The sequence below is a fragment of the Nannocystis punicea genome (assembly GCF_026965555.1).
GTDB lineage: Bacteria > Myxococcota_A > Polyangia > Nannocystales > Nannocystaceae > Nannocystis > Nannocystis punicea.
The window spans coordinates 6,094,673-6,109,423 of record NZ_CP114040.1; the positions used below are offsets into that span (position 1 = coordinate 6,094,673).

11 protein-coding genes are annotated in these 14,751 nt (G+C 71.9%); 5 read left to right on the forward strand and 6 right to left on the reverse strand.

Annotation, left to right across the window (positions count from 1 at the left end):
- Positions 1-22: 22 nt before the first annotated feature.
- The gene (locus O0S08_RS23525) at positions 23-1,195 is read right to left on the reverse strand and encodes a 5-(carboxyamino)imidazole ribonucleotide synthase (RefSeq protein ID WP_269041471.1); all 1,173 of its coding nucleotides are present in this window, start codon (positions 1,193-1,195) and stop codon (positions 23-25) included.
- On the reverse strand, positions 1,188-1,733 hold the full coding sequence (gene purE / locus O0S08_RS23530; RefSeq protein WP_371879544.1) for a 5-(carboxyamino)imidazole ribonucleotide mutase: 546 nt from the start codon (positions 1,731-1,733) through the stop codon (positions 1,188-1,190). Before purE ends, O0S08_RS23525 begins: the two co-directional genes overlap by 8 nt.
- Positions 1,734-1,791: 58 nt before the next feature.
- Here purE and O0S08_RS23535 point away from each other — a divergent pair, with 58 nt between their 5' ends.
- The 3 genes from O0S08_RS23535 (at position 1,792) to O0S08_RS23545 (ending at position 4,783) form a co-directional block, all read left to right on the forward strand.
- On the forward strand, positions 1,792-2,439 hold the full coding sequence (locus O0S08_RS23535; RefSeq protein ID WP_269041472.1) for a hypothetical protein: 648 nt from the start codon (positions 1,792-1,794) through the stop codon (positions 2,437-2,439).
- Between the two features lie 90 nt (positions 2,440-2,529).
- Positions 2,530-3,195: a hypothetical protein gene (locus O0S08_RS23540; RefSeq protein ID WP_269041473.1), complete on the forward strand. Its 666-nt coding sequence runs from the start codon at positions 2,530-2,532 to the stop codon at positions 3,193-3,195.
- Between the two features lie 115 nt (positions 3,196-3,310).
- Positions 3,311-4,783 carry an oxidoreductase gene (locus tag O0S08_RS23545; protein ID WP_269041474.1) on the forward strand — a complete coding sequence of 491 codons (1,473 nt, stop codon included), beginning with the start codon at positions 3,311-3,313 and terminating at the stop codon, positions 4,781-4,783.
- A gap of 81 nt (positions 4,784-4,864) precedes the next feature.
- On the opposite strand, the gene O0S08_RS23550 is transcribed toward O0S08_RS23545, so the two are convergent.
- Together O0S08_RS23550 and O0S08_RS23555 are read right to left on the reverse strand one after the other, a co-directional pair.
- Complete coding sequence (locus O0S08_RS23550) at positions 4,865-5,983, reverse strand: hypothetical protein (RefSeq protein ID WP_269041475.1); 1,119 nt, start codon at positions 5,981-5,983, stop codon at positions 4,865-4,867.
- 146 nt (positions 5,984-6,129) lie between these two features.
- A complete protein-coding gene (locus O0S08_RS23555; protein WP_269041476.1) occupies positions 6,130-8,532 on the reverse strand; it encodes a hypothetical protein in 2,403 nt (800 codons plus the stop codon).
- Between the two features lie 159 nt (positions 8,533-8,691).
- On the opposite strand from O0S08_RS23555, the gene O0S08_RS23560 reads away from it, so the two are divergent.
- Positions 8,692-10,128, forward strand: a complete 1,437-nt coding sequence (locus O0S08_RS23560; protein WP_269041477.1) for a BamA/TamA family outer membrane protein — start codon at positions 8,692-8,694, stop codon at positions 10,126-10,128.
- A 644-nt stretch (positions 10,129-10,772) separates the two neighbouring features.
- Here O0S08_RS23560 and O0S08_RS23565 read toward each other — a convergent pair.
- On the reverse strand, positions 10,773-11,990 hold the full coding sequence (locus O0S08_RS23565; protein WP_269041478.1) for a peptidylprolyl isomerase: 1,218 nt from the start codon (positions 11,988-11,990) through the stop codon (positions 10,773-10,775).
- Between the two features lie 250 nt (positions 11,991-12,240).
- Here O0S08_RS23565 and miaB point away from each other — a divergent pair, with 250 nt between their 5' ends.
- Complete coding sequence (gene miaB / locus O0S08_RS23570; protein ID WP_269041479.1) at positions 12,241-13,635, forward strand: tRNA (N6-isopentenyl adenosine(37)-C2)-methylthiotransferase MiaB; 1,395 nt, start codon at positions 12,241-12,243, stop codon at positions 13,633-13,635.
- 115 nt (positions 13,636-13,750) lie between these two features.
- Here the strand turns inward: miaB and O0S08_RS23575 are convergent, their stop codons facing one another.
- Entirely contained in the window at positions 13,751-14,671 is a 921-nt protein-coding gene (locus O0S08_RS23575; protein ID WP_269041480.1) for an oxygenase MpaB family protein, read from the reverse strand.
- Positions 14,672-14,751 lie beyond the last annotated feature (80 nt).

Genomic DNA, 14,751 nt, shown 5'->3' on the forward strand with positions numbered 1-14,751 from the left:
CCGGATTGGATCGAGCGAGCGGTCAGCCGCGCGAGTCGGACGACCGGGCGCTGCGGGTGAGGCGCGCGCGCGCTTCGATCACGCGCGCAGCCGCGCCCTCCGCAGTGGGGCCGAGCGCCGTCAGGTGACCCATCTTTCGCCCGACGCGTGGCTCCGACTTCCCGTAGAGGTGCAGCTTGACGTCGGGCAGCGCCAGCGCGGCCGCGAAGTCGGGCGTGCCGCCCTGCCACACGTCGCCGAGCAGGTTGGCCATCGCCGCCGGGCGCAGCAGCTCGGTCGAGCCGAGCGGCAGGCCGCACACCGCCCGCAGCTGCTGCTCGAACTGACAGGTCACGCACGCGTCGATCGTCAGGTGGCCGGAGTTGTGCGGCCGCGGGGCCAGCTCGTTGATGAGCAGCGCGCCGCCGGGCAGGCAGAAAAACTCGACGCACAGCACGCCGATCACGTCGAGCGACTCGAGCAACCGCCGCGCGATCGCCTGCGCCTCGGCCGCGACCTCGGGCGTGACGCGAGCTGGCGCGAGGGACAGGTCGAGGATCCCGCGCACGTGCTGGTTCTCGACCGGCGCGTACACGGCCGTCTCCCCCGACTGCCCGCGCACGGCGACGACCGACAGCTCGCACGCGTACGCCACCCACGCCTCGACGATCGCCTCGTCGGCCTGCAGCGACGCCCACGCGGCCGCCGCCTGCTCGGGGGCCTCGATCTTGACCTGGCCCTTGCCGTCGTAGCCCCAGCCCGCCGTCTTCAGCAGCGCCGGCCGCCCGACCGCCTCCATCGCCGCCGCCACCTCCGCGGCCGAGCGCGCGGCGCGGAACGGGGTGACCGGAAAGCCATGTTCTTTGAGATATGTCTTTTCGCGCAGGCGGTGCTGCGTCGTGTGCAGCACCGAGCCGGCCGGGCGCACCGGCGCGACCGCGGCCGCGGCCTCCACCGTGGCGGCCGGCACGTTCTCGAACTCGAACGTGACCACGTCGACCGCCGAGGCGAACGCGCGCACCGCCGCCAGGTCGTCGTAGGGCCCGCGCAGCTCGAGGTCGGCGACCTGGCCGGTCGGCGTGTCGACGTCGGGCGAGTAGGTGTGCACGCGGTAACCGAGGCGACGGGCGGCGATCGCGAACATGCGGCCGAGCTGGCCGCTGCCGAGCACGCCGATCGTCGCGCCGGGGAGGATCGGCGACTTGAGATCAGGCATCGGGGAGCACCTCGGCGCGCACGTCCTCGGCGCGCTTCTGCTGGAACTCGCGCAGCGCCGCCGCGAGCGCCGGCCGGGCCAGCGCGAGCACGCGGATCGCCTGCAGCGCGGCGTTGTAGGCCCCGGCGGCGCCGATCGCCAGAGTCCCGACCGGCACGCCGCGCGGCATCTGCACGATCGAGAGCAGCGAGTCGAGCCCGCCGAGCGCGGCCGTCTGGATCGGCACGCCGAACACCGGGAGGCGCGTCTCCGCGGCCACCATCCCCGGCAGGTGGGCCGCCCCGCCCGCGCCGGCGACGATCACCGCCAGCCCGCGGGCCTCGGCCGTGCGCGCGTACTCTGCCAGCCACTCCGGCGTGCGGTGAGCCGAGACCACGCGGCACTCGTGCGGCACGCCGAACTGCTTCAGCACCGCCGAGGCCTCGCGCATCGTCTCCCAGTCGGAGCGGCTGCCCATGATCACACCCACAAGCGGGCTCACGTCGACGGGGCTCGCCTGCTCGCCAGTCGGGTCGGGGCCGTTCGGGCCTGCGCTCATGGGCGGATTATCCAGATCTGGCGGAGCACGACAACAAAAACTCGTGTTAAGCTGCCGAATGCCGCGAATTCACGCGATCTTCGCCGGTTGGCTGGTGTTTCTGCTGGCCCGCGAGGCCGGCGCGGAGCTCGAACCGAAGCGCAAGGGGCTGCAGGTCGATGTCGCGGGCGGCCTGTCCTTTTGCTTGCCGGGCGGGGCGGCGCGGTGCAAGCGCGTCGACGGCGTCACCGCCCCGCACGCCGGCGGCGTCGTCACCGTCGGCTATCGCTTCCGGCCGTGGCTGCTCGCCGGCCTGTCGTACGAGTTCGGGCTGCTGCGGCCGACGTATACGGACATCCTCGGCGGCCGCCCGCTGTACGGCCTCGCCCGCCATCAGGGGATCTTCGGGGTCGTGCGCACCGGGGTCGACGTCGGCCGCGTCGACCTCGGGCTCGAGCTCGGCCTCGGCTACTCGCAGCAAATCGCGACGTACGTACACGACGACTTCCGCGGCCAGCGCTTCGGCACGCTCGGGTTCGCGGCCCGGGTCACGCCGCTGGTCGCCGTCTACCTCACGCGCCGGCTCTACCTCGGCCTGCGCTGGGACGTGACCCTGAACTTCCACCGCAGCCCGGCGTGCAGCCCTGGGCGCTGCGAGGGCCCCGTGCGCGCGCCCGCGTTCGGCCATCACGCTCTGCTGGGCCTGATGGTCGGAGTCACGATCTGAGCGGCGGCCGACCGGGCGGATCCGCCCGGCGCGCAGAAGTTGTTCGCCCGTCGCCTTGCGCGGGCGGCGACTGCCTCACACAACACCCTCATGACTCCTGCCCGCCTCGCCCTCTGCGCCCTCGCCGCGACCTTCACCTTCAGCGTGGCCTCCGCCGTCCACGCCGCGGACGTGAAGCGACGCGGCGGGCAGGCCGAGATGATGGTCGGCGGATCGATGTGCATCCCGAGCCGGGCCGGCTGCAAGTCGACCGACGAGATCGTCGGGCGCACCCTGCCCTCGTTCGGCATGGGCTTCACCCTCGGCTTCCGCCCGATCCGCGCCCTCATGATCGGCGCCGCCTACAACGTCGGCTTCTTCAACGCCGACTACCAGACCGCCGCCAGCGACGCCTACCGCGCCTCGTATCAGAACAGCTTCTTCGCGGTGATCCGCGGGATCTTGCCGATCTGGCGCATCGACCTCGGCCTCGAGATCGGCCCCGGCTTCTCGCGCCAGGTGTTCAACTCCCGCGGCGGCGTGCTCCCGTACGACCGCCAGTACTCGCAGGGCTTCGCCCTCAAGACCGCGCCCTCGATCGACTTCTTCGTCACCCAGCGCTTCTTCATCGGCGGCAAGGTCGACTTCATCTGGAACTTCCACCGCGAGGTCTGCACCCGCGAGGGCGGCAGCCGGGCCTGCTTCAAGAAGGACGACAACGATCAGGCCAGCGTGCACCAGATGATCGTCGGCTTCCACCTCGGCACCACCTTCTGAGCCCGGCGGGCGCCCCAGGCGGACGCGAACGCAGCCCTGGCTCACTGGCCCCGAGTCACTGTCGCCGAGTCGGCGGGCCCGCGGCGGCCCGGGCGCGCTGATACAGTCCGCTCGCATGTGGACCCCGCCCGCCAAGATCCGCCACGCGATCCCGCCGGCGCGCTGGCCGACCGCCGAGGAGGCGGAGGCGAGCCGGTGGTTCTCGCCGATCGACCTCGGCCCGTGCCGCCTGCACGCGCGCACCTGGGTGCCGGCGATGGTGCCGTGGCGGGCGTCCGACGACGGCCTCGTCACGCCCGACGTGATCGCCTGGTACGCCCGCTTCGCCGCCGGGGAGCCGGGCGCGCTGGTGGTCGAGGCCACCGGGATCCGCGACGTCCCGAGCGGCCCGCTGCTGCGGATCGGCGACGACCGCTTCGTCGCCGGCCTGGCCGAGCTGGTCGCCGCAGTGCGCGCGGCCAGCGGCGGGCGCACCCGCCTGTTCATCCAGCTGATCGACTTCCTGGCCGTCAAGCGGCGCCCGCCGCCCGACAAGTTCTTCGCCCGCTTCTTGCGCGTCGACGCCGGCCACCGCCGCCGCCTCGCCGCCGCCCTCGCCGACGACCGCTGGGAGGCCGCCCCCGAGGCCGAGCTGCGCGCCCGCCTGCTGTCTGCCGAGCCAGGTCTTTTGGAGCAGGTCCTCACGGACAGGGAGCGCCGCGAGCTCGACTACGGCTACCGCGAGCTGGTCACCGACCTCGACCTGCCGCACGTGCGCGACCTGCCGCGGGTCCTGCCGGAGCTGTTCGCGGCCGCGGCCGCGCGCGCCGAGGCGGCCGGGTTCGACGGCGTCGAGCTGCACTACGCCCACGCCTACACGATGGCGAGCTTCCTCTCGCGCACCAACACCCGCGCCGACGGCTACGGCGGCGGCCTCGAGGGCCGCGCCCGCCTGCCGCTCGAGGTGCTCGCGGCCGTGCGCGCGCGGGTCGGCGCCGGCACGGCCGTCGGCTGCCGCATGCTCGGCGACGAGGTCATCGCCGGCGGCAGCGACCTCGCCGACGCGGTCCACTTCGCCCGCGCCTTCGCGGCCGCCGGCATGGACTTCGTCAGCGTGTCGAAGGGCGGCAAGTTCGACGACGCCCACCAGCCGAAGGTCGGCGAGGCCGTCTACCCCTACACCGGCCCGAGCGGCTACGAGTGCATGCCGACGATCCACAGCGACGCGCGCGGCCCGTTCGCCCGCAACGTCCCGCTGGCGGCCGCGATCCGGGCCGCGATCCGCGACGACGGCCGCACCACCCCGGTGGTCGCCGCCGGCGGGATCCACAGCTTCGACCAGGCCGAGGCCATCCTCGCCGCCGGCCACGCCGACATCGTCGCCGCCGCGCGCCAGAGCCTCGCCGACCCCGACTGGTTCCTCAAGCTCCGCCTCGGCCGCGGCGCCGAGGTCCGCCGCTGCAAGTTCACCAACTACTGCGAGGCGCTCGACACCCAGCACAAGCAGGTCACCTGCCAGCTGTGGGACCGCACCGAGCTCGACGAGCCCGACCTGGCCCGCTCGCACGACGGCCGGCGCCGCCTGGTCGCCCCGCGCTGGCGTCGGTGACATGTCGCTTCGGACATGGCGTGGCGGACATGCTCCTGCGAACATGCTCGTCACGACATGTCGTGACGAACCTGTCCCGAGTCACCCGCGGCGAGCGATCCGCGTCTCGGTCGGGCCGGGGTTGATGGTGAACAGATCGAGCGTCAGCTGACAGCCGTCGGCGCTGACGGCGACCGGGCAGGTCACGAAGCCGCCGACGCGCAACGAGGCGCTGCGGGTGACCGTGTGCCAGGGGCTGCCGACGCTGTCGCGCTCGGCGAACCACACCCCGGCGCGGCCGTCGTTGGGGTCGCCCTCACCGCCGCCCTCGCTGTCGAAGGCGCCGAAGAACAGCCGCAGGCCGTCGGGCGCGAGCGCGGGACAGGCGAGGATGCCGAAGCCCGGGTCGCTCGGCGTCACCATCACCGGCGAGAGGTCGGGGAACTTCTCGTGCACCTGCGGATCGCGGGCGATCTGGTAGAAGTTGAAGCCGAACTTGAACTGCCCGAACGGCGGCCCGTCGTCGCGCTGGAACAGCAGGAGCGCGCCGTCGGCCGTCGGGTTCGGGTGGCTCTCGAAGCGGATCCCGAACGCCTGCGCCCCGCCCGCGACCGTCGGCGTGCCCCACATGTCGCCGTCGCGCGGCAGCACGTAGATGTCGCCGCCGACGCCGCCGAAGAACAGCTCCTGCGTCCCGGCGACGAACGCCGGGTGGTCGGCCTGGTACGACGACGACGGCCAGATCGACGCTCCGGCCGGGAACGCGAGCTCGGGGTCGTCGCGGGTCGAGCGGATCACCTGCCACTGATTGCCCATGAACGCCCGCCAGTGCAGCGTCTTGGCGTCGGGCGACAGCATGGGCGAGCTGCCGGGCGGGTCGAGCGCCAGCGACACGACGTCCCAGTCGTCGACCCCGAGGTCCCAGCAGCCGACCGGCTCGCCGGTGCTCGTCTCGGTTGTCCCCGAGGACATGTCCGGAAGGACCGCCGTGGTCGAGCTCGTCGTCGTCGTCGCCGCCGACGTCTCGCTCCCCTCCGTGATGCCGCTCGTGCTCGTCGGCCCCGGCCCCGTCGTCGTGCTCGACGTCGTCGTCGTCGTCGAGGTCGTCGTCGTCACGCCGCCGGTGCCGCCGGCGGTCCCGTCGTCGCCGTCGTAGGCCGGGTTGGGCTTGAGACAGCCGGCGATCAGCGCCGCCGCCGCCGTACACCACACGCGCCGCATCGACGATCGGCATAGCGGATCGCCGGTCCGCCGTCGACGCCCGCCTGAGAGGTCCCCCTCGGACCTGCGTTCAGGGGGCGTCCGGCTCGCTCATGGTGCGACGATCTGCGCCTCGATGAACGCCGGGATCACGTCGTCGCGCAGGTTCACGCGCGCGAACAGCTGGTCGGGGTCGAGCCCCGTGGCCGCGAAGTCGAACACGTGGCCGATGCGGGGGTGTACGGCACCTCGAAGGTGTCGCCGACCGGCAGGTTGTCCTTGATGAACGACAGCGTCAGCGGCACCCGCACGTGCACGGGATCGGCCGCCGCGACCTCGGGGTCGAGCAGGCGGAAGCCGCCGACGGGCCACGTCTTCACCAGGTCGTAGGCCGGCGGCGGGCGCACCAGGTCGATCGTCAGCTGGCCGCCCGCGAGCGTCGCGGTCAGCTCGTGCTCCTTGGCGAACGTGACCTCGAACGGCGCCGTCTCGAACGCGTAGTCCTCGGTCGCCTGGCCGTCGAACGAGCGGCCGGCGATCCGCAGGCGATAGTCGCCCGCGGGCATGTCGGCCGGGACTTGCCAGTCGACGTACCACTTCTGCTGGCGCTCGGCGAGCAGCTTGCCGTTGGGCTCGGGCACCGGCGCGTAGTGGGTGAGCATGTGGTAGCGGCTGTTGTCGAGCGCCGCCCCGGCCCAGCCGCTCGGCGACGGCACGTCGACGAACCCGTCGCCGTCGTCGACCTGCACGGTCACGCGCGGCTCGCCGAGCGACGGCTCGCCGCCGTTCCAGGCGACCCGCACCGTGTCGCCGCGCCCGAGAGTCATCGGCGGCTCGCTCGTCAGCCCCGGCGCGTCGGCGCTGGCCTCGAGCGCCCGCGGCTCGAACGACTTGCCGACCGACAGCGACGGCGACTCCTCCGACCACACCGGCGAGCCGTCGCCGGCGATCAGCGACTCGACGATCTTCATCTGCCCGTCGACCAGGTACTTGGCCAGGAGCGGCCCCCACAGGCTCATCTCCGACTCGTAGCCGCCCTGCAGCCAGTCGTCGGGCTGCGTCAGGTACAGCAGGTGATCCTGCGAGTAGCCGAACACCATGCCGTCGACGGCGCGCTCCTCGTAGCCCGCGCGCGCGTACTGAATCACCGACGCGGTCGGCTCGCCGGGCAGCGTCAGCATGTAGAAGTCGTCGAGGCGCGCGACGGTCAGGTACGTCTGGTGCACCTCGCCGTGCGGCACCTTCTCGCCCAGCGACTCCAGCAGCCCCTGCATCGGCATGCAGTTCTTCGGCTTGCCCTCCATGCTGGTCGCGGGGTTGCCGTCGTCGACGTCGCCCTCGGCGCCCTTGCACTGCCAACCGCCCCACAGGTACGGCCCGCCCTGCGAATTCTGGAACTCGGGGTAGTCGTCGTAGCCGATCCCGCTGTACGTCAGGTCGATGCGGCGCGAGCGGACCCCCAGCGTCGCCTCGTCGCGCCACTCGATGGCATCGTAGAGCTCGAGGATCCGCGGCGCCGCGGCGTGACCCACCCGCTCGATGCGGGCCGGCTCCGGGTGGCCAAGGCCGTCGCCCGCGGGCGAGGCGTCGCCGCCGCCCGACTGCGCGAACATGCCGAAGATCGGCTGGCCCTTGGCGGCGAAGAACGCCTCCTCGAACTTCATCTCGAGCCCGCCCGGCGCGTCCTCCGTGAACAGCTCGTTGGGCGAGTCGAACACGGTCCCGTGCATGCCGAAGTTGATCACGGTCGCCATCGGCGTGCCGTCGGGGCGGCGCACCGCCAGCAGCGTCAGGCGGCCGTCCTTGCCGTAGGTCGGGTCGTTCTCGCCGCGGCGGTCGCGATACACCGCGTCGCTCGGGTCCCAGTCGTCCTGCCAGGCCACGCCCCACTGCGCCGGCCCGAGGTCGGCGACCGCCGCCGCGATCACGTCGGCCATCGCCGTCGTCATGCGGTCGATCAGCTCCTCGTCGGGCGAGTCGGCGCCGACGAACCCGAGCGGCGCCGGCAGCCGCCAGTAGCGGGCCAGGTTGTGGTGCGAGTGCGTCGCCGCGGTGATGAGGCGCCCGGTGATGTCGATGTCGTGCAGCGTCTTGAGCTTCTCGATCGTGCCCTCGGTGAGCGAGTGCTCCGAGCTCATCGTCGGCATCTTCATGACCACGAGGCGCTCGCCGCCGACCTCGATGACCATCGCCTTGATCGTGCCGAGCCCGTAGAAGCCGGACGCGCCGTTCAGCAGGTGGTTCCACGGCGTGCTGTTGGTGACGGTGCGGCCGCCGAACCCGGCCATGGACGCGCCGACCGGGCCGGTGAGGTAGCCGACCGCCACGCCGGCCTGGACCGGGCCCTGCGGGAGCGGATCGATCTCTTCCGTGGTGCTCGCGGTCGTCCCGCTCGTACTCGTCGTCAGGCCCCCGGACGTGGTCGGCGTCACGTCCGTGGTCGACCCCGTCGCCGTGGTCGCGTCCGACGTCGTCGCGCCGTCCGAGGCCGACGTCTCCGCCGTCGGGCCGGGACACCCTACCAGCGCGAGGGCCGCGAGCGCCCGCACCCACGTAAGCTGCTGCTTCATCATCATCGCCGACTATACCGCCGCGTGGTCGATACGGAACCGCGCGGCCAGGGCCGGGGCGTGCACGCGAGCTCACGTGCCCGGACGCGAGGCGCCCGCGGGCCTCCTCGCCCGCCGACAAACTGCGCCTGCCTTTGCTAGCCTCGGATCCTCGCGCCCGTGGTGACCTCCCTCGTCACTGCCCTTTTCGCAGTCACGTGCTTCGCCGCGCGCGCGTCGGGCCTTACCTCGGCGTGGGTCCAGGAACCTGTCCCAAAGGACAGCGAGCCCGAGGTCCCGACCGGCCCGCTGAAGTCGGACGCGGCGGCCGGAGGGGCGCCCGAGCCGGCCAAGGTGCCGGCGGCGGCCTTGCCCCCGGCCACGGTGCCCGAGGGAGCGAAGCCCGAGGGCAAGGCGCTGGCCGGCCCGGCGCCGACGATCCCGCCGCGCGAGCGGGTGCGCTGGGGCTGGTTGACCCACCCGCTGTCGCCGACGCCCAGTCAATACCAGGTCCGCAAGGGACAGAGCCCGCACCGCGTCCTGCCGCTGCCGAGCGTGCGATCGCAGCCCGGCATCGGCCTCATGCTCGGCGCCAACATCTCGTACGCCTATCGCCGCGGGGAGGGCGACCCGAACCGGATCTACATGATCTTCGAGTCGCGCGTGTCGCTGAAGAAGGTCCAGGACCACAGCTTCTTCATCCGCCTGCGCGATCTCCTGCGCCGCGAGGAGGTGTTCGAGCTCGGCGTCCTCGGCTACGTCGACCCCGTGTTCCCGTACTTCGGGATCAACAACAACACCAACCTCGAGGGCATCGACCTCCAGGCCCGCTACTACCAGGCCCACCTCAACACGGTCGGCGGCTCGCTGACCTACCAGCACCCGCTGTGGCGCCTGCCTGCGCTCGGGGACAAGCCGCCCGGCCTCTTGCGCTCGTACGTCGGCCTCGCCTACTACGCCGACCGCGTCCGCAGCTACGACAACTCCCTGCTGCAGGCCGACCACCCGGCCGCCGATCTCAACGCCCGCCGCGGCCTCATCCGCCTCGGCCTCACCTGGGACCGCCGCGACAACGAGTGGAGCCCCGGCAAGGGCAGCCTGTTCGACGTCATCGTCGACAACGCCGGCCCGTGGACCGGCTCGACCGACGCCTGGGGCCGCTTCTCCGCCAACTTCCGCACCTACTGGACCCTCGGCGTCGACAAGTTGGTCCTGGCCCACCGCCTCAGCTTCGACGCCCTGTGGGGCGACGCCCCGCTGGTCCCCCTCGGCGAGTTCGGCGGCCTCCTCCCCACCGACGGCCTCGGCGGCGCAGCGGCCGGCCGCGGCTGGATGCGCCGCCGCTACATCGGCCGCCTCAAGGCCTTCGGCAGCCTCGAGCTGCGCTTCGAACCGCTCGAGCTCAAGGTCCGCCGCCACACCCTCGGCATCGGCCTCAAGGGGTTCGTCGACCTCGGCGTGGTCGCCGGCCGCATGCAGGACCTGCCCAAGCACTGGCACGTGTCCGGAGGGACAGGTCTCCAGGTCATCTGGGACCGCTTCGCCGTGCTCCGCCTCGACGCCGGCTTCTCGCGCGAGAGCTTCGGCATCTACTTCATCAACGAGCACGCGTTCTGAGCCGCCGCCCCGGGCCTTCGCCACGACCGGCGGCGGAGCACATGTCTTCCTGGACATGCGAGTTTACCGGCCACGGATTCGCCGTGAGCAGCACGCGCGGCGCTCGCAGGAGTCGCACGACGAGCGGCGCGCGGCGCGATTCCTGCCAGCAGCCTCGCCTGTTCGAGCAGACAGCCCGAGACACGAAGCGCCTCATCTGTCCCTTCGAGCAGCCGACGCATACCAGCTCGCCGTGCGTCCAAGCTCGTGGTTCAGGCCCGAGCGGGTCCCGGAGCTCGGCGGAGGCGACCGTCACCGCCACGAGAGAGCTCCCGCAGGACGGGGACCGGGGCGACCTGGCACCGAGTTCCGCAGAACGAGGCAATTGTCACATCGAAGCACCCCGAGCGCCGCGAAGTTCGAGGACTGTCCGAGGGGACAGGTCGCCCCGGACACCGGCCCCGCGACCCTCGCCGCGCATCGATCCGGGACCCGCTCGCGCCGTGCGACGCTCGCCTCGCGCGGTGAAGCTCGCCGCGTGGTGAAGCTCGCTGCGTGGTGAAACCCACCGCGCACCTGTCCCATCGGACAGCCTTCAAAGCCACAAAAAAGGCGCGCCCCACGGCGCGCCTCTCTGTCCCGTAGGACCTGTCCGAGTGGACAGCTCAGTCGCCGTCGCCGCCCTCGGGCTCGGCCTTCGCCTCGTCGCCGGCGGGAGCCGCGGGCCCCTTGGCCTTCATCTCGATGGGCGGGTGGCCGGCCGGCATCTCGCTCGGGTTGACCACCTGCGGGCGCTTCGGGCCGCGCGGGTCGGGGCCGAGGAGCTCTTCCATCTTGTTCTGGACCTTGTACTTGGCGAGCAGCGCGTCCTTCAGCTCGCGGCGGCCCTGATGGAGCTTGCGCTGGCTGAGGCGCTCCTTGATCTGGTCGGCGAGCGCCTCCTTGGGCAGGTCGCCGGGCGGGTACTTGGCGAGGATCTTGATGATGTGGATCCCGAACTTGGTCTCGACGGGCTTCGAGATCTCGCCGGGCTTGAGCTTGAACGCCGCGACGCTGAACTCTTCGACCATGCGGTCCTTGGTGAAGATGCCGAGGTCACCGCCCTTGTCGGCGCTGGGGCCGACGGAGTTCTCCTTGGCCAGCTGGGCGAAGTCGGCGCCGGCCGCGGTGGCCTTCTTGTAGAGCTCGTCGGCCTTGGTCTGGGCCTCCTTGCGCCACTTGTCCTTCTCTTCTTGCGACGGCTCGGGCGGCTTCTCGCCCATCGGGGTCGGCTGCTCCTGCGGCCCGATCGGGATCAGGATGTGCGACGCGTGGATCCGCTCGCCCTCCGACTTGTAGTTGGGCTTGATCTTCTCGTACTCCTCGTCGACCTCGGCGTCGGTGACGGCCAGCTTGCCGTCCTTCTCGAGGAACTGCTGCTCGAGGATCTCGGCCACGTACATGTCGCGGAGGCTCTGTTCGGTCTCGCCGCGGCGCTGCAGGTGCTTGTCCCAGTCCTTGATGCCCTGCTTTTGTTGCGTCTCGCGCTCGGCCAGCTTGGCGGCGTCGACCTCGATGCCGCGGGCCTTGGCCTCCTGGCGCAGGATCTCGTTGTAGATCAGGCGCTCGGTGATGGACTTGCGATAGCGCCGGTCGGCCGACGGCGGGATCTCGCGGCCCCGGTCGGTGTACTTCTTCACCTTGAGGTCGTAGATGTCCTTGAACTGGGCCAGCGGGATCGCGACCTCGTTGACGGTGGCGATCACTTCGGGAAGCGCCGGCAGGCCCTCGCCCGTGGCCGCCTTGGTAGGCTGCTCCGGGGCCGCCTTCTCGTCGGTCTTCTGCGGCGTGGGCGTGCTCGGCGAGCAGCCGACCGCGAGGGCGAGACAAAGTCCGAGGGACACGCGAGGGACGAAGCGAAGCATTCTGTTCTCCTGGCCGGCGCGAAGCGGGCTGTGCCCGTGCGGACCGGTCGTCGCATTCGCGCGGCGACCGCAGGGCGTCGGCGGCGCGAGATTGTAAGCCGGAGCGAGCGTCCGATCCAAGCGGCGACATCTGCGGCGGTCCGGCGCGCCCGCACCCGCCCCGCCAGGAGCCCCGCGTGAGCCTCCCCCTGGGGCGCCAGTGGCGATTTTGGCGTAGCATGCCGCGCCCATGACCCGCCTGGTCCAGATCCGCGGCACGAGGACGGCGCCGGAACCGCCCGCGACCGCGCCGGAGCTGCCCGGCGCGCCGGAACTGGCCGGAATCGCCGGACCGCGCGTCTACGTCGAGACGCTCGGCTGCCAGATGAACGAGGCCGACTCGGCGCTCATCGTCGGCCAGCTCGCGGCTCGCGGTTACGTGCGCGTGCCCGATCCGGCGGCCGCCGACGTGATCCTGCTCAACACCTGCGCCGTGCGCGAGAAGGCCGAGGAGCGGGTTTACGGGCGGACCAGCCAGCTCCTCCGCCACAAGAAGGACAACCCCGATCTCGTGTTCGGCATTACCGGGTGCATGGCCGAGCACCTGCGCGACAAGGTCCAGAAGCAGGCGCCGCACATCGGGCTGGTCGCCGGCCCGGACAGCTACCGCCGGATCGGCAGCCTGGTCGACCGCGCGCGCGCCGGGGAGCGGGTCGTCGACGTCACGCTCGACCGCGACGAGACCTACGAGGGTCTCGACGGCGTCCCCGACGACGACGGCGTCAGCGGCCAGGTCACCATCCAGCGCGGCTGCGACAAGTTCTGCACCTTCTGCGTGGTCCCGTACACCCGCGGGCGCGAGCGCGGCGTGGTCCCGCGCGAGGTCCTGCGACAGGCCCGGCACCTGGCCGAGCGCGGCTACAAAGAGATCGTCCTGCTCGGCCAGACCGTCAACTCGTACGTCTGGGAGGACGCAAGCTTCGCCGATCTGCTGCGGGCGCTGGCCGCGATCGACGGCCTCGAGCGGATCCGCTTCACCAGCCCCTACCCGGTCGACTTCACCGAGCAGCTCATCGCCACCATGGCCGAGCTCGACAAGGTGTGCCCGTACATCCACCTGCCGGCGCAGTCGGGCGCCGATCGCATGCTGACCGCCATGAAGCGCGGCTACTTGCGCGCCGAGTTCGTCGACCTGGTCGGCCGCCTGCGCGCGGCGATCCCCGACCTCGCGCTGTCGACCGACCTGATGGTCGGCTTCTGCGGCGAGACCGAGGACGACCACGCCGAGACGCTCTCGCTCATGCGCGAGGTCCGGTTCGACTCGGCGTTCATGTTCCGCTACAGCGACCGCGGGATCACCTACGCCGCCCGCAAGCTGCAGGACGACGTCGCCGACGAGGTCAAGGGCCGCCGCCTGCAAGAGGTCATCGAGCTGCAGGAGCAGCACACCCGCGCGTCGCACCACAGCCGCGTCGGCAAGCGCGAGCGCGTGCTCATCAGCGGCCTGTCGCACCGCGGCGACCGCCTGCTCGGCCGCACCCCGCGGTTCCAGAGCGTGCTGCTGCCTCTCGGGACAGGTTCTCCGGGACAGACGGTCGAGGTCGACATCACCGCGACCACCGGCCACTCGCTGATCGCCGGCTGAGCCGCGGTTCCCGGGCGTGCTGCTGCCTCTCGGGACAGGTTCTCCGGGACAGACGGTCGAGTCGACATCACCGCGATCACCGGCCACTCGCTGATCGCCGGCTGAGCCGCGGGGTTCACCCCGGGGCCGCCGCCGGCGACGACACGCGGGCCAGCAGCGCCTCCTGGCGGCGTCGACTCAGATACAGGAAGTTCGCCGGCAAGCCGAAGCGCAGCGGCGCCTGCGTCGCCGGGGCGTCCTTCGCCGGGAAGCGCTCCGCCACGCCGGCGGCCGCTCGCACGAGCGCGCGGTCGACCGCCCGCAGATCGTACGCGGCGCCGAGCTGCAGCTTCGCGCGGACCGCCAGCGGCACGATCGACACCGCCGCCCGCGCGACTGCCCGGTAGAAGAACCCGAGCGCGCGGGCCTGTCCCTTCCCCGTCTTGATGATCGTGAGGAACTCGTCGACGATCGGGTGCGCCTCGAAGCGCGGCGCGAGCCGGTGCATCATCGCCTCGAAGTCGGCCTCGGACGTGAGGACGTTCTGGACGCCGTAGAGGCGCGCGACCGGCCCGCTCTCGGCGAAGTAGCGGCGCCGGTCGGCCGCCGACACCGGCGCGACGAAGCGGTCGTACGCGGTGAGGAACCCGTATACCGCGGTCGCGCTGACCCAATCGAGCAGCTCCGGGTCGAGGGCGCGATACGGTTCACCGGCCGGCGTCGAGCCGTTCACCTTCGCGTGCAGCTTGTTGACGCCGGCGATCACGCGCCTCGCCGCGCTCTGCGGCCCGTACGCGCCGACCATCGCCGCGATCGCCGTCCTGCGCGAGCGGCCGACCGGGTCGGCCTTGTAGGTCGAGTGATCCCAGACGCCGCTGCGGATCCGCGGATCCGCGAACTCCAGCAGCACCGCCGCCACCCCGCCGACCGCGAGCGCCACCGGATTTTTATAGATGCGCCAGTGGACCGAGTCCGGACCGACGAAGCCCGGCTCGCCTCTCGGATTGGCGTAGTCGATCCGCCAGCCCATGTACTGCGCCTGTCCGCGAGAGTCCATGTCGCGCCTCCGGGCAGCGATCGTATGACGGTTCGCCGGGCCGCGGGCAAGACCTCGCACAAGGACGGTCGCCTCGGTCG